Here is a 22,410-nt window from a genome sequence, read left to right as displayed (position 1 = left end):
GGCCGCCGTGCATGATTCTATGTCCATGGTTGGCAGGAATTTCGGCGATGCGCGGATACAAACCATGACCGGCGCCGCTCGCGTGCCGAACAGATGATTTAACGCCGGAAGGGCGTACCTATGACTGCCTACCATCGCCAATCATTGTTCTGGGGAGCCGTTGCCCTGTCGGCTGGCGTCCTGTTATGGAGCCTGCGTCCCGTCCTGACGCCGTTTCTGCTCGGTGCCATGATCGCGTACGTTTTGCAACCGGGCGTGGAGTGGCTGGTACGTCATCGCGCACCACGCGGTCTTGCCGCGTTTGTCATGATTTCCGTGTTCGCCTTGCTTGTCATGCTGCTCATTTTGCTGGTATTCGTGGTCATCCAGAGGGAAGGGCCCGAACTCGCAAAACAGGTGCCTTCGTTGGCAGCCAAACTCGACGCTACGCTGCAACCCCGGCTGGCTTTCCTGGGAATCAACTACTCGCTCGATCTGGCGAATGTCCGCGACGCGTTGACGGCGCGACTGATATCAGGCGAGCACGGCGCTGTCCTCGCTGCGTGGCAGTACGTGCGTACGAGCGGCAATATGATGATGAACCTCGTGGGCAATGTGGTGCTAGTGCCGCTCGTCCTTTTCTATCTGCTCTACGACAGGCACGAGGCGCTGGAGCGCATGGAGAGTTTTGTGCCGCGGCGCTGGCTCGGAAGAACTCGGCACTTTGTTGCGGAGATCGACCACATGCTGGCGCAGTACCTCCATGGGCAACTGCTCGTCGTCGTGATACTTGCGGTGTACTACCCCACGGCTCTGGCGATCGCCGGACTGGACATCGCGCTGCCTGTCGGCCTTCTCACCGCACTTGCCGTGTTCGTCCCCTATATTGGATTCTCGACCGCGCTGGCTCTTGCGCTTCTCGCTGCGTTTCTGCAATTTGGGAACTGGTACGGTTTCGCAGCGGTGGTCGCCGTATACGGAATCGGACAGATCATCGAGAGTGTCGTTCTGACACCCAGGCTCGTTGGCGAGCGCATCGGCCTGCATCCGCTGGCGGTCATTTTCTCGTTGCTGGCGTTTGGGCAACTGTTCGGTTTCTTCGGCGTGCTGCTTGCGCTGCCTGTGAGTGCCGTCGTTGCTTCGGCGTTGCGAGCACTACGGCGGGGCTATCTTGAAAGCACACTCTACCGGGACTGATCGTTTGGAGATCAGCGGTCGCTGCGCAGTGTACCGGCAGGCGGCGGATGATGCTCGATCGTCTGCCGGAGCCTGCCGTCGCTGGAGCATTAGCTTTCCTGAAGCACTGTTGAAGCGTTAAAGGCGGTATTTCCGTGCCTGGCGTCACGCCGCCGTTTCGCTTGAAACGCTCGCCGCGTGAGGGGGCGCAGGGAGGGGGCGATGAGCAATCCTTTCGGCTTCGGTGCGTTTGAGGCCGAACGCCTGCAACACAATGGCCGCCGTGCTCTCGGCGAACTTTTCGTGCCTGGACCGAAGGGCCTTTCGTGCGCGAACCGCCCGCTTTGACGATCCAGAGAGGTGAAGCTCAGCAGCTATTGCAGCGACGACAGTGCCGATGACGGAAAACACGCACAGCAGTTCGTCCGCGACCATGAAGCGTCGTTCCGAAATCCCTCTCTTCGTGTCCCGCAGTAGCCGCTGACCCAGCCCCCTGCTCAGTACCCGCGTAGATAGCCCTTCGCGTATCAGTAGTTGCCCCCAAACCGGCTCCCGGTAGGCCCGCAAAAGCGTATGACGTACCGACACTGCGATCGCTTCGGCCGGGTCGGACAACCCGGTTGCGAGACGATCAAGCGTAGTCGCGAATTCCTCGAATAACCATTCGACGAGCGCGGCGAAGATCCCTTCCTTTGAATCGAAGTGGTTATAGAAGGACCCAAATCCCACGTCGGCGGCGTTCGTAATCTCGGTGATCGTGACGCTTTCCATTCCCTTTTCCGTCACCAGCGCAAACGCGGCATCGAGCAAACGAAGCCGCGTTTCGAGCTTACGTCGGGCCACGCGCGGCGATCGCGTTGCGGTGGACTCGCGACCGGAAACTGGCGCCTTCGCCAGTTGCCGACGACTCGTGCGGGAAAGCGGGACGTTGGGCATGTCAGCTCCTGGAACCATATATTGTCAGAGTTTAGATTTAAATGTCATGGTTGACAATAGCATCAGTAATGGGTTTAATGTCATCCGTGCGACGGTGGAAGCGGAAAACAGTCTGGATCCACGGGCAACGAAAGCGTCTCCGAGACGCTGGTAGATACCTGGCGCCAAAGTCCGCGGGCGCCGCGCAGAAAGGCGCGCATGCATCAGCGAATGCGTCTATCAGATGGTGCCGAGCCGCTTCGAGACACGTGTGGCGATCGGCTGCGATGGCCTGTCAACAAAACTCGGGCCGCCGGTCCATGGGGTCGTCGAAGAGGATCCGTTCCTCATCAATGGCTTCGTTTTCGCGCTACGGGCAACGCGCGCTTCTTGCAGGCGCGACTAGCCATCGGCGCGGATGACTTTTCTACCTGTATTCATCACCTGCCTTGTGAACATCGTGAAACAACCCGGTCTTGTCGCGCTGAAACGAGTGCGCTCCCTCCTACCTTCCTTCTTTCCATCGACGCACAAGTTGACTGTCGTCGTTGCGGCGTGCAGCGCCATCGCTCTTTGTGCATGCCACCAGACTGACGCAGTCGTCCCGGAGGCCAAGCCCGTCGTTGCGCTTGCGGTTCATCCGGATGGGCACGCTGAGAGCAACTCGCTGCCGGCACAGGTACAGGCGCGTTATTCGACGCCTCTGTCGTTCCGGGTGGGAGGCAAGGTCATCGAGCGGCGAGTGCATATCGGCGATACGGTCAAGGCGGGACAGGTGGTTGCGTTGCTCGACCCGACGGATCTGCAGAACAACCTCGTCAATGCGCGCGCGCAGCTCGACGCCGCCGAGCATCGCCTCGTTTTTGCCAAGCAGCAGCTCGACCGCGATCAGGCTCAGGCGCGTGCGAACCTGATTGCTCCCGCGCAACTGGAGCAGACCGAGGATGCCTACGCTTCGGCGCTTGCGCAGCGCACTTCCGCGCTCGCCCAGATGGCGCTCGCTACGGATCATCTGCGCTACGCGACGCTGACCGCGGACCACGACGGCGTCATCACTTCCGAGGATGTGGATACCGGCCAGAACGTTCAGGCAACCCAGGCTGTGTACCACCTCGACTGGACGGGCGACGTCGATGTCGTTTGTGACGCGCCTGAAAGAACGCTGAACGCTCTCGCTGTCGGTAGCAACGCGCGCGTCACCTTGCCCGCGCTGCCCGGCAAGACTTTCGAAGCGCGGGTGCGCGAGGTTTCGGCGGCGGCCGACACGCAAAGCCGCACGTGGCGTGTGAAGCTCACGCTGACCGCACCGAGTCCCGAGGTGCGTCTTGGCATGACCGCGAATGTGGCATTCAGCGTAGCGGACGATGCCGGCCAGGTCTTCACGCTGCCGGTGACGGCGCTCTTCCACAAGGGTGAGAATCCGGCCGTGTGGGTGGTGCGTAAAGACAGCGACACGCTAGAGTTGCGCCCGGTCACGATCGAGCGGTACGACGAGCGCACTGTCTCGTTCAGTTCGGGACTGCACGATGGCGACCGCGTCGTCCTGCAGGGCGTGCATGCCGTGAGTTCCGGGCAGCATGTGCAAGTGGTGCCTCCGCTGCATTCAGAGGACGCTTCGGTATGAACGCGCGCGACCACGAACACGCGCTCGACAGCGCGCCGGCGAACGCTTCTGGCGAGCAAAGCGCTAGCGGTACGGGCTTTAACCTCTCTGCATGGGCGCTGCGGCACCAGCAGCTCGTGATTTTCCTGATCGGGCTGGCCACGCTTTTTGGGGTGATCGGCTATACCCAGCTTGCGCAATCGGAAGACCCGCCGTTCACGTTCCGGACGATGGTCATCAAGACGTACTGGCCGGGCGCCACCGCCCGCGAAGTACAGGAACAGATCACGGACCGGATTGGCCGCCAGCTGCAGGCGGCGCCGTATGTCGACAACATCAAGAGCTACTCGCGCCCCGGCGAGTCGATGATCTTCTTCGCGATGAAGGACTCGGCGCCTGTCAAGGAGGTGCCCGAGACCTGGTACCAGGTCCGCAAGAAGGTGGGCGATATCGCGGCGACGCTGCCGAGGGGAACGGCCGGTCCCTTCTTCAACGATGAGTTCGGTGACGTCTACACGAACATCTACGCGCTCGAAGGCGATGGCTTTACGCCCGCGCAAGTGCATGACTATGCGGATCAGCTGCGCACGGTTTTGCTGCGCGTGCCGGGCGTCGCGAAGGTCGATTACTTCGGTGACCCTGATCAGCATATCTTTGTCGAGATTTCGAACGCGCAACTCACGCGTCTGTCGATCACGCCGCAGCAACTCGCTCATGCAATCGACGCGCAGAACACCGTCGCACCCGTCGGCACCGTTACGACGGCGGACGACCGCGTATTCGTGCGGCCGAGCGGCGCGTTCAAGAATGAACAGGCGCTCGCGGACACGCTGATCACGGTCAACAACCGCTCGTTCCGTCTTGGCGATATTGCAACCATCAAGCGCGGTTATGACGATCCGCCCGTCACGCAGATGCGCGTTGGCAGCCACGCTGTGCTCGGCATCGGGGTAACGATGCAAAAGGGGGGCGACGTCATTGACCTCGGCCGGGCACTCGACGCGAAGACGGCGGAATTGCAGGCGTCGCTGCCGGCCGGTCTGAAGCTCGTGCCGGTTTCAAGCATGCCGCACGCGGTCAAGCACTCTGTAGACGACTTCGTCGAGGCGGTTGGCGAAGCGGTGGCGATCGTGCTGGTTGTCAGCCTCGTTTCGCTCGGCCTGCGCACGGGCATGGTCGTCGTCATCACGATTCCGATTGTGCTGGCCGTGACGGCGCTGTGCATGCATCTATTCGGTATCGGGCTCGACAAGGTTTCGCTCGGTACGCTCGTGCTCGCGCTCGGGCTGCTCGTCGACGATGCCATCATCGCCGTCGAAATGATGGCCGTGAAGCTGGAGCAGGGCTGGAGCCGCATGCGCGCGGCGGCCTTTGCCTACACGAGCACCGCATTCCCGATGCTGACGGGCACACTCGTCACGGTCGCGGGCTTCCTGCCGATCGCGCTCGCGAAATCGAGCACGGGTGAATACACACGCTCGATCTTCGAGGTATCGGCCATTGCGCTCGTCGTTTCGTGGTTCGCTGCAGTCGTGCTGGTGCCGTTGCTGGGCTTCCATCTGCTTCCTGAGAGCAAGGCTCACGCGAGCGGTGGCCATGACCATGAACATGATGTCTACAACACGGGCTTTTACCGGCGTCTGTCGGGCTGGGTCGCGTCGTGTATCGACCGACGCTGGGTCGTGCTCGGGGTCACCGTCGTGCTCTTCGTTATTGCGATGGCGGCATTCACGCGCGTGCCGCAGCAGTTCTTCCCGAACTCCGAGCGGCCCGAACTGCTGGTCGACCTCAGGCTGCCGGAAGGCGCTTCGTTCGAGGCGACGTTACGTGAATCAAAGCGCCTCGAGAAGGTCCTCGATGGCAAGCCCGGGATCGACCACTACGTCGACTTCGTCGGCACGGGCGCGCCGCGCTTTTACCTGCCGCTCGACCAGCAGCTGCAGCAACCCAACTTCGCGCAGTTCGTGATCACGGCGAAAGACGTCGAAACACGCGAGGAACTGATGCACTGGCTCGACGCGAAACTGGAGAAGGACTTTTCCGGTGCTCGCACACGTGTGGCACGACTCGAAAACGGTCCGCCCGTGGGCTTTCCGATCAAGTTCCGCGTGAGCGGTGACGATATCGCGACGGTGCGATCGATCGCGGAAACGGTCGCGGGGAAAGTCCGTGCCGATTCGCGCACGCGCAACGTCCAGTTTGACTGGGACGAGCCGGCCGAACGCTCGATCTCGTTCGAGATCGACCAGAACCGCGCGCGCCAGCTTGGCGTCACGTCAGCGGACGTTTCGAGCTTCCTCGCCATGACGCTGTCCGGCTACACCGTCACGCAGTACCGCGAGCGCGACAAGCTGATCAACGTCGATCTGCGTGCGCCGAAGAGCGAGCGCGTCGATCCCGCAAAGCTCACGAGCCTTGCGATTCCGACACCGAACGGCCCGGTTCCGCTCGGCTCGCTCGGACATGTGCGCGACACGCTCGAGTACGGCGTGATCTGGGAGCGCGACCGACAGCCGACCATCACCGTGCAGGCCGACGTGCGCGGCGACGCGCAGGGCATCGACGTGACGCACGACATCGAGAACGCACTCACGGCTGTGCGCGCAAAGCTGCCTGTGGGCTACCGGATCGAGGTGGGCGGGGCGGTCGAGGAGAGCGTGAAGGGCCAGACGTCGATCAACGCGGAAATGCCGCTGATGATCATTGCGGTGCTGACGCTGCTGATGATCCAGCTGAAGAACTTCGCGCGCACCTTCATCGTGGTGCTCACCGCACCGCTGGGTCTGATCGGCGTGGTGACTGCGCTGTTGCTGTTTGGCAAACCGTTTGGCTTCGTCGCGTTGCTTGGTGTGATCGCGATGTTCGGGATCATCATGCGCAACTCCGTCATTCTGGTGGACCAGATCGATCAGGACATCGCGGCGGGGCACCCGCGCTTTGACGCCATTATCGGCGCAACGGTGCGGCGTTTCAGGCCGATCATGCTGACGGCCGCCGCCGCCGTGCTCGCGCTGATTCCGCTGCTGCGCTCCGGCTTCTTCGGACCCATGGCGACCGCGCTGATGGGCGGCATCACCACCGCCACGGTGCTGACGGTGTTTTTCCTGCCCGCGCTCTACGCGACGTGCTTCAGGGTCCGTCGTGACGAGCGCGGCGAGCAACCGGTCGTCGTCGAGCATACGGAGGGTTGATCATGACTTTTACCTACAAGACATCCGTGCTGGCCGTGGCCGCGGGACTCGCTGTGACGGCGTGCTCGTTCGGGCCGAGCGGCGAGGCGCCGGCCATGCCGTCGCCCGAGCACTACGGTGCGCAGGCGCAGCCGGCGAAGACGGTGGCCGCGGGTGGCGTTGCGCAGACCTTCGATGTCGGCGCCACGCCCGGGCCGCAATGGTGGCGGCTCTACCACTGCGCCGCGCTGGATGCGCTCGTCGACGAAGGACTGCGCAACAGCCCGACGCTTGCGGCGACGCAGCGTACGCTCGCTGCGGCGCAAGAGCAACTGCGCGCGCAGATCGGCTCATCGACGCTGCCATCGATCGACGGCGCCGCGCAGGTCCAGCGCGCCCGTTCACCGGTCGCGCCCCAGCTCGGTCTGCCCGAGCAGGTGCAATACAACTTCTTTGCCGGGCAGCTGCAAGCGCATTACACGTTCGACCTGTTCGGCCAGACGCGCTATGCGAACTTGGCGAGCGCGGCCCGTGTGAATGTGCAGGCGTTCGAACTCGAAGCGTCGCGCCGTGCGCTCGCTGCAAACATCGTGGCAGCCACGATCAATGTGGCGGCACTCGATCGCGAGATTGCGCTCACCGAGCGGCTCGTTGCCGTATCGAACGATGCGGCGAACGAGGACGAGCAGCGCTACGCGCTGGGCGCAGTATCGCGCGTCCAGGCGCTTGCGTCGAAACAGGACGCGGCTTCCATCGCGGCGACGTTGCCCGAGTTGCGTCAGCAGCGCGCGACTGCGGTTCATGCACTCGCGGTGCTGATCGGCCGTACACCGGACAATGCCCCGAGCGTGCCGGATCTGGACAGCCTGTCGTTGCCAGAGCACGTGCCCGTCGCCGTGCCTTCGGACCTGTTGCGCTCGCGCCCGGACATCCAGGCAGCCGACGGCGCCGTCAAGGCGGCGGCCGCCGATGTGGGCGAGGCAACGGCGCAACTTTTCCCGAGCCTGTCGCTGACGGGCGCGATGGGTCGCGGCGGCTTCAGCTGGCCGGCATTGGTTTCGGGCGCGGGCGGCCTTTGGGCTATCGGCGCGAGCCTCTCGCAGCCGATCTTCCATGGCGGCGCGCTGTTCGCGCAACGCCGTGCATCGGTCGATACTTACGACGCCACCGTGCTGCATTACAAGTCCACTGTGCTTTCGGCGTTCCAGGACGTGGCGAATTCGCTCGCCGCGCTGGATAACGACGCACAGGCCCTCGCGTCGAGCGAAGTCGCCGCTGACGCCGCGCGGACGGCATTCGAGGACACGGCGTCGCGCCACCGCCTGGGCTCGCTGCCTTCGGCGGCAACGCACGCGAGCGAGTCGCGGTATCTGAACGCAGAGATCGGCGCAGTGCGCGCAGCGAGCCAGCGCATGAGCGATACAGCCGCACTGTTCCAGGCGATGGGGGAACTGCCCTCGGCTCAGCAGACTCAGCAGACGACCGCATCGACGCATTGACCCAGGCGTTCGTGAAACGCGAGGGCGATCCGCCAGGACCGCCCTCGCCGTTCAGCAGTGGCTCGAGCCACGCGATGGCCGTTGGACACATCAATTGACGGGCCACCGCGCCGGCCGCGTGATTCGGCCGTTGCGCCAGTGTGAATGCCCCCGGATTTCCGCTTTATTTCCGTATGGAATATCAGAGACTAATTGCCTGCCACGAATGCGATCTGCTGTTTCGCAAGCCTTCCCGTGTCAAAGGGCGCCGCGCAGCTTGTTCGCGCTGCGGTGCGGGCATGACAGCGCTACCGGGTAGCGGATGGCCGCTTGACTGGATTTGCGCTGTGACGCTCGCCGCATTGATCGTTTTTTGCATCGCGCAGAGTTTCCCTGTGATCGAGCTACGCGCGAACGGCATGACATCCGAGGCGACGCTGTTTGGCGCCGTGCGCTCGCTTTGGTCCGGCAACATGCGCGTCGTCGCGATCATGGTGTTCTGCTCGGCGGTACTCTTCCCGTTGATCGAACTGCTCTCATTGCTATATGTGCTGGTGCCGCTCCGGCTAGGCAAACTGCCACCTCAATTCAACGCGATGGTGCGTCTCGTGCAGCTCGTTCGGCCGTGGGGCATGATCGAGGTGTTCATGCTCGGCGTGCTGGTGACGATCGTGAAAATGGTCAGCATCGCGGAAGTGATCCCGGGACCGGGATTGTTCGCAACGGGCGCGCTGACTGTCATGCTGGGCGTTGTTGCTTCATTCGACCCGAGCAGGCTCTGGGCGGTCCGTGACGAAATCAGGTGTGCTCGAATTGCGGACGTTCGCTGGTCGAGAGTCAGTACAGGGCGAGGGCGTTTCACACGGCCATTGGGGGCGCGCAAAGCCGGCTCACCGCCCGCCATCACGGCACAACGCGCCGGCCTTGTCGGCTGTCACGCGTGCGCACTCGTTCAGAGGCGTATCGAAGGAGAGGCCCACCAGCGCTGCTCCCGATGCCAGCATGTACTGCACGAACGCAGGCCGGACAGCCTGGCGCGAACGGCCAGTCTGCTTCTTGCCGCCGCGTTTGCCTATATTCCGGCGAACCTGCTGCCGATCATGCACGCCTCATCCGTGGGCGGTTCGGAAGACGACACGATCCTTGGCGGCGTCGCGTATTTCTGGACATCGGGAGACTGGCCCCTTGCTGTCGTCGTTTTTGTCGCCAGCGTTCTCGTGCCGGTTCTCAAGCTTGTTGTTCTCACGCTTCTCACGGTAGCCGCTTCTCACGGTTCGGGATGGCGCGCTCGTGAAAGATCAATCCTGTACCGGCTCGTCGAGCGCATTGGCCGATGGTCGATGCTCGACGTCTTCGTCGTTGCACTGACGGTCACACTGGTGCATTTCGGCTCGCTTGCTGTCATCACTGCGGGACCGGCCGCCCTCGCTTTCGGAGCGGTTGTGATCCTGACCATGCTCGCATCGCATCAATTCGATCCGCGGCTCATCTGGGACAACGTGGACGCGGGGCAGCGTGACGCTCCAACTGCGAACGATGAAGTTCCGGCTGCTTCTCTCCCCACCAATCGCATATCCTGAAACAGACGATGCATCTTTCCAATCTATCCGGACCTGAATTCAAGCCGCGCAAACGTTGGCTGCCATCCCTCATCTGGTTAGTACCACTCATCTCTGCATTGATCGGGGTTGCCCTGGTGGTCAGATCCGTTGCAGAAAAGGGGCCGGTCGTGACGGTCACCTTCAATAACGCGGAGGGCATTGAGGCAGGCAAGACGAAGGTAAAGTACAAGGACGTTGAAATCGGTGTCGTGCAAGCCATTGCGCTGTCCGCCGATTTGCGGCGCGTCATCGTGAGTATCCAGTTGAGCAAGGACGCAGGGAAATTTGCGACGCAAGGCACACGATTCTGGGTGGTACGCCCGCGCATTGGCGCCAACGGCATTTCCGGCCTCGGTACGTTGCTCTCTGGTGCGTACATCGGCGTGGACATCGGGCGCTCGACCGGGAGGCAAACCGCGTTCCTCGGTCTTGAAAGCCCGCCCATTGTCACCACGGGACAGCCGGGGCATCAGTACACGCTGCGAGGTGAGTCGCTGGGCTCGATCGATATCGGCGCCCCCATCTTCTACCATCGCATCCAGGCGGGTCAGGTGATTGGCTACTCCCTCGATCCTCACGGCGCCGGCGTCATCGTGAACGTCTTCGTGAATGCGCCGTACGACCAGTACGTCGGCAGCAATACGCGGTGGTGGCATGCAAGCGGCGTCGATCTGCGTCTCGATTCCAACGGGCTGAAGCTCAATACGCAATCACTCGCGACTGTCGTCGTGGGAGGGCTGGCGTTCCAGTCTCCGGCCGGGCAGGACGCTGGCCGACCGGCAGCAGATAGGGCGGAGTTCCGACTCGCCGCGGACGAATCGGACGCCATGCGCGAGCCCGACGGCCAGCCGCTCAATGTGGTCATGCGTTTCAATCAGTCTTTGCGTGGACTGTCTGTTGGCGCACCTGTCGACCTTCGCGGGATTGCGCTGGGGCAGGTGACCGAGATTGGCATCGAGTACGACGAAAAGCAGAAGAGCTTCAGCATGAAGGTGTCGATGGCGTTTTACCCTGACCGGCTCAGCCGGCGCTCCAGCGAGGCGCTGCCGGCGCCGGACACGCCCGGCGGTCACGAGATGCTGCAGCATCTGGTGACGGAAGGGCTGCGCGGCCAATTGCGGACCGGCAATCTCCTGACGGGACAGTTGTATGTCGCGCTCGACATGTTCCCGAAGGCGCCGCGCGCGAGTGTCGACGTGCACAGCAACCCGATCGAACTGCCGACCGTGCCGAATACGCTCGACGAGCTCCAGGTGCAGGTGGCGGACATCGCAAGGAAACTGAACCAGGTGCCGTTCGACCGGATCGGCGCCCACCTCGACGGTGCACTGGAGAACGCCAGCAAGCTGTTCGGGCATATGGACACCGAGGTCGTGCCGCAAGCACGCGACACGCTCGCTGCCGCACAAAAGACCTTCGCGACCGCGGAATCGACGCTGCGGCAGACGGCGCCGATGCAGTCGGACGTTCAGGACGCCATGCAGCAACTCACGCGTACGCTGCAGTCGCTCAATGCGCTCTCCGAATACCTGGAGCGCCATCCGCAGGCGCTGCTGTTTGGCAAAAAAGGAGACCAGCAATGATCGCAATGCAATCCCGCTCGTCCCGCACCATGGTGAGGACACTCGTCTCTGTCGTTGGGCTGGCCCTTCTGACGGCGTGCACTTCGCCGGCGACCCGTTTTTATACGCTCGGAATCGCCGCAGAGCCGACCATCGCGAAGAATACGACAAGCCCCGCTTTGCGGATCGATGTACGCCCGGTGAAGGTGCCGGCCGCCGTCGCCAGGAGTCAGCTTGTGGTGCAGGTCAACCCGGCCCAGGTGCAGGTGCTCGAAGACGATCGCTGGTCGTCGGCCCTTCCGGACGAGATTCGCGATGCACTTGCTGCTCGCGTGAGCCAGCAGGCCGGCGCGTCCGCTGCCAACGCGGTTGGCCGTGATGCGGGGGTTCCCGTCTATCAGGTCGGCGTCGACGTTCAGCGCTTTGAATCGTGGCCCGGTTCACACGTACTGGTTGACGTCGTATGGAGTGTAAGCAGGTCTGCGGGCCTGGAGACCCTGAGTTGCCACAGCGTAGTCAGCGAGCCCGTGTCTGGCGGGTATCAGGCGATCGTCGACGGGCATCGTCATGCGATCAGCGCGATCGCTGATCAGATAGCCGAGGTCGTGCGCGACATCGCTGCGCCCGCGGCGGATCGGCCGTTTAGCCCTGCGGGCGCGTCCAGCAGAACGGGAATGACAACGCTGTCCTGCCCGCAATTTATAGACGGCGCGCAAACCGCGGTCGACAGGGCGGCGGCTCCGCGCTCCGGGGTATAGATTCGCGGCGCATCGCCAGTCGGGAAGGGGCCGGTTGCCAGACAGGCTCCCCTCACGACTGGCCGAGCTCAAGCTGCCTCGTCGGCTTCCTCGACGACGGGCAGTGGACGCGCGGCAATCTTTTCCGCCTCCGCGCGCTTCAGGCCGAGCATTTGCAGCAACATGGCTGCCGTGCGCTCGGGAAAGTGCTCGCTGCTGAAACCCAGTTCCTTCAGCAAACCCGCGGCGCTTGCGCCCGGCACGACATAGTTCAGTTCGGCCGCGATGGCAGAGAGCACTGTGCCACCCACTGCAAGATAGCCAATAAACGGGTCGGCGACGACGAATCGCTTTGCAGCGATGCCGTTTCGAATGTCGCGCAGGAGCCGCTGGCCCAGCCCACGGCTCAACGCACGCTCAGAAAACCCTTCGCGTATCAGAAAGCGTCCCCACACGGGATTGTGCCGCGCACGCAGGACCGTGTGGCGCACCGAGACGGCCACCACTTCCGCCGGGTCGGAAAGGCCCCCCGCGAGGCGATCGAGCACGTTCGCAAACTCTTCGAACACGTTGTCGACGAGCGTTGCGTAGATCACCTCCTTCGACTCGAAGTGGTTGTAGAACGAGCCAAAGCCGACATCGGCGGCCTCTGTGATTTCATTGATCGCCACGCCTTCCATACCCTTTTCGGCCATCAGCCTTAGGGCGGCGTCGAGCAGACGTGCGCGCGTCTCGCGCTTGCGGCGCGCACCGCGAGGCTCTTTTTCTTCGATGACGGGGGCCGGGGAGGCCGGCGCCGCAGGCGGGGAGCGCCTGACCGGCCCGCGCTTTGTCGTGGTTGTCATGATGGATCCAAGTCTGGTCATGACCACAGTATAGATTCGAATGTCTTTATTGACAAAACGATCATCGATGAGTTTAATGTCACTATCGGCTGTCGAGAGCCGGTCTAACGAAAACAGACGGAGTGACTGTGGAGACAGCAATTGGAATCGGCATTGCGCCGAGCGGCCGGCATCACCTTCCCCATCTGCCCATCCGGGCATTACGACCCGCTATCCCTCCCGCGCCGGCAAATTGGCCGTCCGGTGAGCCTGCGAGCGCTCACGTGCTCCCGAGGTGCGGCGCGCCCGCGCTCCGGGCTGCATTACCCATCCCAACTGCCTGATTACCGTCCGCCATGAAACTGACTACTGCACAGCCGGCTCGTCACCCGAATCCCACGGCGAAAGCGAACGCATTGGCCTACCTCATGTTCGATCGGCCGGACCTCGGGCAAGCTGAACGGTTTCTCAATGACTTCGGGCTTCGAACGGTAACGCGTGACGAAGAGATGCTGCTTCTGCGCGGTACAGGCGCGTCGCACTGCTGTTATGTCGTGCGCAAATCGTCCAAAGCGCGCTTTGTTGGGTTTGGCCTGCAGGTCGGCAGCGAAGCCGAGCTGGACGCGCTCGCGAGCGTGCCGGGCGCGTCGGAGCTGGAACACTCTGCGCTGCCCGGCGGCGGCTACGTGGTCCAGTTGCAGGATCCGTCCGGTTTCCGTGTCGATGCGCTCTGGGGCCAGGCGCCCGCCTCCGCGTTGCCGCACCGGCTGCCGTTACCGTTCAATTCCGTCGATGCTGCCGTTCGCGTCAACGGCACGCAGCGACCGCCCGAGAGCGCGCCTGAAGTCATCAGGCTTGGGCACGTGGTGCTTGAACTCGCCGACTATCAGGAAACCTGTGCGTGGTACACGCGCCATTTTGGTTTTATCCCCAGCGATGTGCAGGTGCTGCCCGATGGGTCACCGGCTGTCGCGTTCATGCGGCTCGATCTCGGCGACAAGCCCGCCGATCATCACACGCTCGCGCTGGCACAGACGTTTGCGCCGAAATACAGCCATAGCGCCTACGAGCTCGTCGATGCGGACGCGGTCGGTATGGGCCAGCGCGTCCTGCGCGCGAGCGGATGGACGCATGCGTGGGGCATCGGCCGACATATCCTCGGGAGCCAGATTTTCGACTACTGGCAGGACCCCTGGGGAGACAAGCACGAGCACTACTGCGACGGTGATCTTTTCACCAGCGACGCGCCGACGGGCATCCATGCCGTGAGCCGCGAGGCGATGGCCCAGTGGGGGCCGACAATGCCGCGCAGCTTCACCAAGCCCCGATTGACGCCCGCGAGCATCGCGGCGCTGATCGCAAACCTGCGCCGAAGCCCCGACGTCACGCTGGCGAGGCTACGGGCACTGCTCAAGATTTTTGCCTGACGCACCCCTTTTTCGAACCCGGAGACCGCCAAAATGGCATTTCACGTTCTGCATTATCTGCATGATGGTCGCGCCCAGTGGGGCGTAGTGGCTCACAACGCTATCACGCCGATTCCCGGTGAGTTCAAGACGACCGCTGAGTTTATCCATGCCAATCCGGTCGAGCGGTTAATGACGCTGAATGGCCCCACGATTCCCGAAGCGGATGTGCAATGGCTCTCGCCCGTAACTGCCAATCAACAGTTCATCTGCCAGGGCGCGAATTACCGCCAGCACATGATCGAATCCGGCATGGACCCGGACGCGAAGAAATTCAACATGATCTTCACGAAGGCCACGAGCTGCATCGTTGCTGCGGACTCGAAGCTGGTGAAGCCGCACGAAGTGAAGTTCCTCGACTACGAGATCGAACTCGGTCTTGTCCTCAAACGCGACATCACGTCCCGCGCAACGATTACCGACGAGAACCTGCACGACTACATTGCCGGCGCCGTGATCGTGAACGACTATTCCGCGCGCGATGTCCAGATTCCACAGATGCAGTTCTACAAGGGCAAGAGCTATCGCACGTTCGGCCCTGTCGGCCCGTACCTTTGCCTGCTCGAGAAGCACGACATTCCGAAGCTCAAGGAGCTCGTGCTGACGCTGACTGTCAACGGAACGGTTCGACAGAACGATTCCAGTTCGGGTCTTGTCTACGGTCCGGCAGAGACATTGACCGAACTATCCGGTGTTCAAGACCTGCATGCCGGTGACTTGCTCGCAACGGGTACGCCGTCCGGTTGCGCGCTGATCATTCCGTCGCCGGAAAAGCAACGCGCCGCGGCACAGCTGCCCGAAGCGGAGAAATGGCGTCTTTTCCTCGCGTTGCAAGCCGAGCGACCGCAGTACCTTCAGGATAGCGATGTGGTCGAAGCACGTATCGTCAGCCAGGATGGCTCGATCGATCTTGGCACCCAGCGTAACGTCGTCGTCGCAGAGGCAGCATGAAAGGCGTCGCAAACGAGCAGGACGTCCTCGCTATCGAATCGCAGGGGCAGCAGCCGGCGGATCTACCGTCGAGCACCTACGAATTGATCTGCCAGGGCGCCGCCATTAATCCATCTGCACCCGCGCTTTCGTTCTTCGCAACCACGGACGACTACGCGACCCCGGAGCGATGGACTTACAGCGAACTGGTGCGCGACATCACGCGCACGGCAAACATGTTGTCGCGGCTGGGTGTGCAGCGAGACACGGTCGTCGCTTATGTACTGCCGAATCTGCCCGAAACGCACTTTGTGATCTGGGGCGGCGAGGCGGTCGGCGTTGTCTGCGCAATCAATCCACTGCTCGAAAGCGACGCGATCGGCGAACTGCTCAATGCCTCGGGCGCCAGTGTGCTTGTCACTTTGGCGCCGTATCCCGGCGCGGACCTGTGGCCGAAAGTGCAGGCGGTCTTGCCCAAGGTTGCGTCGCTCAAGCATGTCGTGCTGATCAATCTTGCCGACCATGTACCGGGTGAACAGCGATTTGCGGCCCGAATGCTTCAGCGCGGCGAATGCTCGAGGTTGCATGGCGAGGAGGGCGTGCGAGGCGCGGTTCCTTCGCAGATCAGCATCCACGACTTCGGCGAAGCCGTCGCACGGGAGCCGGGCATAGCGCTCTCCACCCCGCACCGGATGAACCGGGATGACGTATCGTCCTACTTCTGCACGGGCGGCACCACAGGCCTGCCAAAAATTGCGATGCGCCGGCACGGCAATGAGGTGGCCAATGCATGGAGCGCCGGAGAATTTCTCGGTGCAAGCGTTGCGCCTGGCAAGACGATCTTCTGCGGATTGCCGCTTTTCCACGTGAACGCCGTGATGGTGACGGGTCTGCTGCCGTTTTCACGCGGTGCACATGTCGTGCTGGGCACGCCGCAAGGGTATCGCGGAGATGGCGTCGTCAAACGCTTCTGGGATATCGTCGAGCATTACCGGATCAACTTTTTTAGTGGCGTGCCGACCCTCTTTGGGTCGTTGCTGGACGTTCCCATTGGCGGCCGCGATATCAGTTCGCTCGAATACGGGTTGTGCGGCGCCGCGCCGATGCCGGTGGAATTGCTGCGTGCTTTCCAGGCTCGAACCGGAATCAGGATCCTCGAAGGCTATGGCCTCACGGAAGGTACCTGCGTTAGCAGCGTCAATCCGCCGCTTGGCGAACGGCGGGTCGGCTCGATCGGCCTTCGTCTGCCGGGCCAGGCCATGAAAGCCGTGATGACCGATGAATCGGGCCGTTATGTGCGGGACTGCGTTGCGGACGAGGTTGGTCAACTGCTGATCTCCGGCCCGAACGTGTTCATCGGCTATATGCGGCCGGAGCAGAACAACGGCATCTGGATGGACCTGGCTGATGGCGGCAGATGGCTGAATACAGGCGATCTGGGACGCTGCGACGCAGACGGTTACTTCTGGCTCACAGGCCGGAAGAAGGAACTCATTATTCGGGGCGGACACAACATCGATCCTGCAGCGATCGAAGAAGCGCTGCACCGACATCCCGCAGTGCAGATTGCCGCAGCAGTAGGGCGCCCTGATATGCACGCAGGCGAACTGCCGGTCGCCTATGTCCAGCTCAAGCCTGGCACAACGGCAAATGAAGCAGAAATGGCGGCGTTCCTGCGTGACGAGATCAGCGAGCGAGCCGCGTTCCCCAAAGGCATACGGATCGTTGAAATGATGCCCCTGACGGCTGTCGGCAAGATCTTCAAACCCGCGCTGAAGCGGATCGAAACCGTAGATGCCCTGCGGTCGGCGCTCGTGGAAGCTGGTGTTGAGGGGGCAACCGTCAGCATCGTTGAAGAAGGCTTGCGTGGGATTTCCGTTCACGTCGAACTCTCCGACGCAGAACTCGAACCATTGGCGACTTCCGCGCTTGGACGCTTTCCGTTCGCGTTCTCAATCGCTGTCGCGAAGGGCTCCATGGACAGCGTTGACGGCAACGCGACGTAAGAGACGCACAGGGTTTCAAAGTGACATGGTTTCTCGCATCGATGCAGGCGTCCAGTCACTCGCATGTGCGGTGATGGCACGCCTGAAGCGCGAATGTCACCGGTTTTGGGTTGGGGAAGAAGATGGACATTGCATCAGAGAGATCCTTGCGTTCGGTTGTTGAAAAATGGCTTGCGCTGGATTCCGGGGCCCCGGTGCGAGTTACCCGATTAGGTCGTGCGCAGTCGCATCCGTGGAACTGCGTGCATATCGAGATACTTTTGCCGACAAGGCCGGTTGGGTTGTTTTTTTTCCGGCATTGCGACGGTTCGTGGAACGTGTTCCCGCCGCAGGCCGAGCACCTTGTGATGCGAGTTCATTAACATGCCGGGCAACTTGTCAAACTTGGCAACTGCGCAGAAGGGCAAAGAGAAGTAACAGGCGTACGCAGTCCAGGACTCGATACGGTGCACAGGCAGGAAGCAACGCGAGGATCCGGTTAAATCAATTCTTTGTATTTAGCATAACTATATAAAAGAAGGAGATGGTTTTTCGATTCGGTCTATACATACGAGGGCCGATCCAACGAGACGGAGCAATGGGCGGTCGTTAAAGCCGTGAGCACGATAAAAAGATATTTAGCCGATGAGGCAGGAGAAGACACGTGAGGAATTACCGAAGAAATGTTCGGCCTGCCGTCATGGCGGGTTTTATCTGTTCGGCTGCGCTTGCTGGAAATGCGAATGCGCAATCCGCCGGAAGCTTTACGCTGGCGACAGGGTGGCTTTACGTAGCGCCACAGGGTCATGCCACGCCGCTTACCGTGGAAAGCGTGGGTGGTATGCCGGTCAATCAGCAATTAACGGGTAGTGGTGCGCACGCGTCGTCAACGAATACGCTCGGCATCACCACCGAGTACTACGTGACCGACCACATCGGCATCGCCACCCTCTTTGGCCTGCCACTAACAGTGAATCTTGTTGGCGACGGGACGCTCTCGAAGTACGGCACCCTCGGCACGACGAGGCCGATGCCGCCCGCCATCGAGCTTCGATATCACCTGTTTGAGGCTCAGTCGAAATTTCGTCCTTTCGTCGGATTGGGTGTGAACTACACGTGGTTCACTCAGGTTCGCGCAACCAACAACCAGTTCATCACCGATAGTGTCGGTCCTGGCGGATCGATACACGCGACCCTCAGTGCATCGTGGAACCCCGTGTTCGAGGTCGGGGCAAGTTACGCGTTCTCCAAACGCTGGTCGGTCGGAGCGTCAGTTGGCTACATGCCGATCCAGACGCACATGACCATATACGGACAGACGGCAACCGGAACGCAGATCGTTTCCAGGTCGACGCTCCGAATCGAACCCATTAACGTTTTTCTGAACGTCGCCTACACATTCTAGCGGGCACGACCCGCGTTCCATGACATCAATCGTGGCGGCTGGGTCGTGCCGCCAACGCATCAATCGCGAGATTTTCCATGCTCATCGAAGACATCGAATACGTTATTTTCCGCCACCCGGACCTGGCTGCCGTCCGCGACTTCATGGTCGATTACGGTTTGCTGGATCTGCAACAGGGCGGCGACACGCTTTATCTGCGCAGCTACGGGGACGCGCCCTTCTCCTACGTCTCGACGCAAGGCGAGGCGGCGTTTGTAGGTGTCGGGTTCCGCGTGAGCTCGCGCGAGGCGCTCGATACGTTGGCGGCCCGCTTTGACTCGCCCGTGACCGATTGCCCGCATCCTGGCGGAGCCGTGTACACGGTGGGGGCCGATCCCGATGGCCGTCGGCTGGAGTTCGTGTTCGGCGCCGAACGTCTGCCAGTGGTTCCGTCGGGCGGCGCTCCGATTGTGTGGAATGACGCCCATGCCAAAAACCGACTGGGGCACTAACCACCACCAGACATGATCGCGCCCGCCTGAGCGGCTTGCCCGCTCGGGGAGCCGGTCCGCAATTCCCTGATGCTTGCATCTGCGAAGCCTTCCCATTGGATCAAAAAGTGAAACGACAGATCCTCAAGACTATTCTCTTTGCCATGCCCAAGGTCCTCGACCTGACGGCACGCCGCTTCCCTGCCTATCGCGATCGGCTAAAGCAGCGCGATCTCGTCGCGTGGATCGGGCTCATGGATCAAAGCATCGGTCGCGTCATCAAGCTCAAGAACGGCCGCATCCGGTCGTGCGCCGGCAGGCATCCGCAGCCCGACGTGCGCATGCTCTTCAAGGATGTGGCAACCGCCCTGAAATTTCTCTCCGCCACCCCGGACTACCTGGAGATCATTCACGCAGCGAAAAATTTCAAGGTGGTTACTGAAGGCGACGATGAGTTGCTGGTGTGGTTCATGCAAACGCTGAGCATGATGCAAACCATCAGCCTGCCGATGGGTACGCCCATGCACGACGGCACGCAGCGCTACACCACGTGCACCAACGGCGGCCCGTTATTCGTGTACGTGAAAAATGGACGCATCATTCGCGTGACGCCTGTCGATCTCGACAGCAAGGATGCTCCGAGTTGGGAGATCGAAGCGCGCGGACGCCGGTTTAGCCCGCCCCGGCGCGGCCTCGTTGCGCCGCACGCATTGGCGATCAAGTCGCTCGTCTATTCGGACAAGCGCATCCTTCACCCGATGAAGCGGGTCGATTTCGACCCTGATGGCGAACGCAATCCGCAGAACCGTGGCAAGTCCGGCTATGTGCCGATCAGCTGGGACGAGGCCCTGGACATCGTCGCGAAAGAGATCAACCGGCAAAAGCGTGTTCACGGCCCGGGCTCAATCACGTTCCCCATGTCGTCGCACCATCAGTGGGGCAATATCGGCTACTACCTCAGCGCGCTCACGCGTTTCGCCAACCTGATCGGCTTCACACGGGTGGCCGCGAATCCGGACAGCTGGGAAGGTTGGTACTGGGGCGCCATGCATCACTTCGGCAACTCGATGCGCGTTGGCGTGCCCTCAGGCTATGGCGGAATCGAGGATTGCCTTCAGGAAGCCGAAATGATCGTTTTCTGGTCTAGCGACCCGGAAAGCACGAATGGCGCCTACGCCGGATTCGAAGGTACACCGCGGCGTCTATGGGCCAAGGAACTGGGAATCGAGTTCGTCCATATCGATCCGCACTGCAATCCGACCGCCCAGTTGCTGGGCGGGCGATGGGTTCCGGTCCGACCGCAAACGGACGCAGCCCTCGCCACCGCCATCATGTATGTGTGGCTGACGGAAGGCCTGTACGACAAGGATTACGTCGCTAACCGGACGACCGGATTCGACGAATGGCAAGCCTACCTGACGGGCGAGACGGATGGCGTGCCCAAAACGCCAGAATGGCAGGAGCTGGAAACTGGCGTGCCGGCCAAAGACGTTCGCGCCCTCGCGCGGCGGTGGGGGACGAGGAAGGTGTATCTCGCCGTCGGAATGACGGGCGCGGGATTCGGTGGGGCTGGACGCGGTGCGACGGGGGCGCAATGGGCGCGTTGCATGATCATGATGATGGCGATGCAAGGCTGGGGCAAGCCGGGCGTGAATTTTGGCTGCCTCGAAATCGGTGTTCCACACGATCTGAATTTCTACTTTCCGGGCTACGCGGACGGTGGGATGTCGGGCGACCTCGCGTGGACCGCGAACGCCGTGAACAACTATCAGCGTATGCCGCACATCCTGACCATGAATCCGGTCAAGCAGATGGTCCCGCGGCAGCAGTTGCCCGATGCCATCATCAACGGCCACGCGACAGGCTACCTCTGGGACGGCATGTCCCAGGAAGCGCAGTTCGCGCCGTTCAGTTACCCGATGCCCGGTTATTCGCCGATCCGCATGATCTATCGCTATGGCGGCTCTTCCTTCAGCACGGTCACGAAATCGGGGCGCTGGGCCGAAGCGTACCGTCACCCGAGCATCGAGTTCGTGGTCAATCAGTCAATCTGGATGGAAGGCGAGGCGCAGTTCGCCGACATCATTCTGCCTGCATGCACATCGCTGGAGCGGTGGGACATCGGCGAATGGTCGAATTCCGGTGGCTATGCGCATCACGGCTTCAACACGGTCAACCACCGTATGATTACGCTGCAGCACAAATGCATCGAACCTTTGGGCGAGTCCCGCTCCGACTATGACATCTTCACCGCCATTCTGACCCGCCTGGGACTTGCCAGTGTGTTCACCGAGGGCTGCGGTGAGCTGGACTGGGTCAAGCGGGTATTCAGCTCGTCGGATTTGCCGGATCACATTTCGTGGCGTGAGTTCTGCCGTAAGGGCTACTTCGTTGTGCCGACCGAAAAAACGGAACTGCGACATCCAGTGGATATGCGCTGGTTCGCGGAAGGCCGGCGCAAGGATCTACAGGAACCGCATCCGATGCCGTCGCAATATGCCGAAAAATTCGGCATGGGCCTGCAAACGCCTAGCGGCAAGCTCGAGTTCGTACCCGAGTTGCTGAAGCGGCACACGGCGGACAACCCGGAGCGGCCGCCGCTGAACCGATACATCCCGTCCTGGGAGGGCTTGCGCTCTCCATTGGTACAGCGGTATCCACTGCAACTGATCGCCACTCATAGCCGTTACAGTTTCCACACCCATTGCGACGGCAAGAACTCGTCGGTCAACAGCATCGAAGATCATCGTGCGTTGATCGGCGGACATCGCTTCTGGCTGCTGAGACTCGGTCCCGTCGACGCGGCGGCCCGAGGCATTGCCCATCGCGATCTCGTCAAGGTGTACAACGACCGGGGCGCGGTGATCTGTGCGGCTGATGTATCGCCTCTGGTCACCGCCGGAGTAGTCAAGTCGTACGAGGCGAGCGCTGAGTTCCAGTTGATCGAAATAGACGGCGAGTGCGTCGAAATTGGCGGTTGCATGAACCTGCTGACCCCAGATCGGCCCCAGACGGCGGGTACAAGCAGCATGAGTCCGAATTCGTGTCTTGTGCAGGTGGAAAAGTGGAAAGGCGCGGACGCTTTCATGATCCGTCGCGCAGCGTGAGG

At 61.8% G+C, this 22,410-nt stretch carries 15 protein-coding genes; 13 read left to right on the top strand and 2 right to left on the bottom strand.

Annotation, left to right across the window (positions count from 1 at the left end; all coding sequences use genetic code 11):
* Positions 1-120: 120 nt before the first annotated feature.
* A complete protein-coding gene (locus M3I54_RS01495) occupies positions 121-1,176 on the top strand; it encodes an AI-2E family transporter (RefSeq protein WP_254332454.1) in 1,056 nt (351 codons plus the stop codon).
* Between the two features lie 144 nt (positions 1,177-1,320).
* On the opposite strand, the gene M3I54_RS01490 is transcribed toward M3I54_RS01495, so the two are convergent.
* Entirely contained in the window at positions 1,321-2,091 is a 771-nt protein-coding gene (locus M3I54_RS01490) for a TetR/AcrR family transcriptional regulator (protein ID WP_254332452.1), read from the bottom strand.
* Positions 2,092-2,521: 430 nt separating this feature from the next.
* Here M3I54_RS01490 and M3I54_RS01485 point away from each other — a divergent pair, with 430 nt between their 5' ends.
* The 6 genes from M3I54_RS01485 to M3I54_RS01460 all read left to right on the top strand — a co-directional run bounded on the left by M3I54_RS01485 (position 2,522) and on the right by M3I54_RS01460 (position 12,242).
* Entirely contained in the window at positions 2,522-3,694 is a 1,173-nt protein-coding gene (locus tag M3I54_RS01485) for an efflux RND transporter periplasmic adaptor subunit (protein WP_254332681.1), read from the top strand.
* Positions 3,691-6,864, top strand: a complete 3,174-nt coding sequence (locus M3I54_RS01480; protein WP_254332451.1) for an efflux RND transporter permease subunit — start codon at positions 3,691-3,693, stop codon at positions 6,862-6,864. Before M3I54_RS01485 ends, M3I54_RS01480 begins: the two co-directional genes overlap by 4 nt.
* A gap of 2 nt (positions 6,865-6,866) precedes the next feature.
* Complete coding sequence (locus M3I54_RS01475; protein ID WP_254332450.1) at positions 6,867-8,342, top strand: efflux transporter outer membrane subunit; 1,476 nt, start codon at positions 6,867-6,869, stop codon at positions 8,340-8,342.
* Between the two features lie 173 nt (positions 8,343-8,515).
* Positions 8,516-9,901: a PqiA/YebS family transporter subunit gene (locus M3I54_RS01470; RefSeq protein WP_254332679.1), complete on the top strand. Its 1,386-nt coding sequence runs from the start codon at positions 8,516-8,518 to the stop codon at positions 9,899-9,901.
* An 8-nt stretch (positions 9,902-9,909) separates the two neighbouring features.
* On the top strand, positions 9,910-11,505 hold the full coding sequence (locus M3I54_RS01465; RefSeq protein ID WP_254332449.1) for an intermembrane transport protein PqiB: 1,596 nt from the start codon (positions 9,910-9,912) through the stop codon (positions 11,503-11,505).
* Positions 11,502-12,242 (top strand): membrane integrity-associated transporter subunit PqiC, encoded by a 741-nt coding sequence (locus M3I54_RS01460; RefSeq protein WP_254332448.1) that lies wholly within the window; start codon positions 11,502-11,504, stop codon positions 12,240-12,242. The genes M3I54_RS01465 and M3I54_RS01460 overlap by 4 nt, the downstream gene beginning before the upstream one ends.
* A 68-nt stretch (positions 12,243-12,310) precedes the next feature.
* Here M3I54_RS01460 and M3I54_RS01455 read toward each other — a convergent pair whose 3' ends face one another.
* The gene (locus M3I54_RS01455) at positions 12,311-13,066 is read right to left on the bottom strand and encodes a TetR/AcrR family transcriptional regulator (protein ID WP_254332447.1); all 756 of its coding nucleotides are present in this window, start codon (positions 13,064-13,066) and stop codon (positions 12,311-12,313) included.
* A 335-nt stretch (positions 13,067-13,401) separates the two neighbouring features.
* Between M3I54_RS01455 and M3I54_RS01450 the strand changes: the two genes are divergently transcribed.
* The 6 genes from M3I54_RS01450 (at position 13,402) to M3I54_RS01425 (ending at position 22,408) form a co-directional block, all read left to right on the top strand.
* Positions 13,402-14,472 carry a VOC family protein gene (locus M3I54_RS01450; RefSeq protein WP_254332445.1) on the top strand — a complete coding sequence of 357 codons (1,071 nt, stop codon included), beginning with the start codon at positions 13,402-13,404 and terminating at the stop codon, positions 14,470-14,472.
* 33 nt (positions 14,473-14,505) lie between these two features.
* The gene (locus tag M3I54_RS01445) at positions 14,506-15,462 is read left to right on the top strand and encodes a fumarylacetoacetate hydrolase family protein (protein ID WP_254332443.1); all 957 of its coding nucleotides are present in this window, start codon (positions 14,506-14,508) and stop codon (positions 15,460-15,462) included.
* Entirely contained in the window at positions 15,459-17,447 is a 1,989-nt protein-coding gene (locus M3I54_RS01440) for an acyl-CoA synthetase (protein ID WP_254332441.1), read from the top strand. Before M3I54_RS01445 ends, M3I54_RS01440 begins: the two co-directional genes overlap by 4 nt.
* A gap of 679 nt (positions 17,448-18,126) precedes the next feature.
* Entirely contained in the window at positions 18,127-18,831 is a 705-nt protein-coding gene (locus tag M3I54_RS01435; RefSeq protein WP_254332677.1) for an OmpW family protein, read from the top strand.
* A 77-nt stretch (positions 18,832-18,908) separates the two neighbouring features.
* Positions 18,909-19,322, top strand: coding sequence for a hypothetical protein (locus M3I54_RS01430; RefSeq protein ID WP_254332439.1), 414 nt, complete (start codon positions 18,909-18,911; stop codon positions 19,320-19,322).
* 107 nt (positions 19,323-19,429) lie between these two features.
* Positions 19,430-22,408 carry a molybdopterin-dependent oxidoreductase gene (locus M3I54_RS01425; RefSeq protein ID WP_254332437.1) on the top strand — a complete coding sequence of 993 codons (2,979 nt, stop codon included), beginning with the start codon at positions 19,430-19,432 and terminating at the stop codon, positions 22,406-22,408.
* Positions 22,409-22,410: the final 2 nt, after the last annotated feature.

The sequence above is a fragment of the Paraburkholderia sp. CNPSo 3274 genome, from assembly GCF_024206475.1.
In the GTDB taxonomy this organism is placed as follows: Bacteria; Pseudomonadota; Gammaproteobacteria; order Burkholderiales; family Burkholderiaceae; genus Paraburkholderia.
This window is presented reverse-complemented; position numbering and strand designations above follow the sequence as displayed.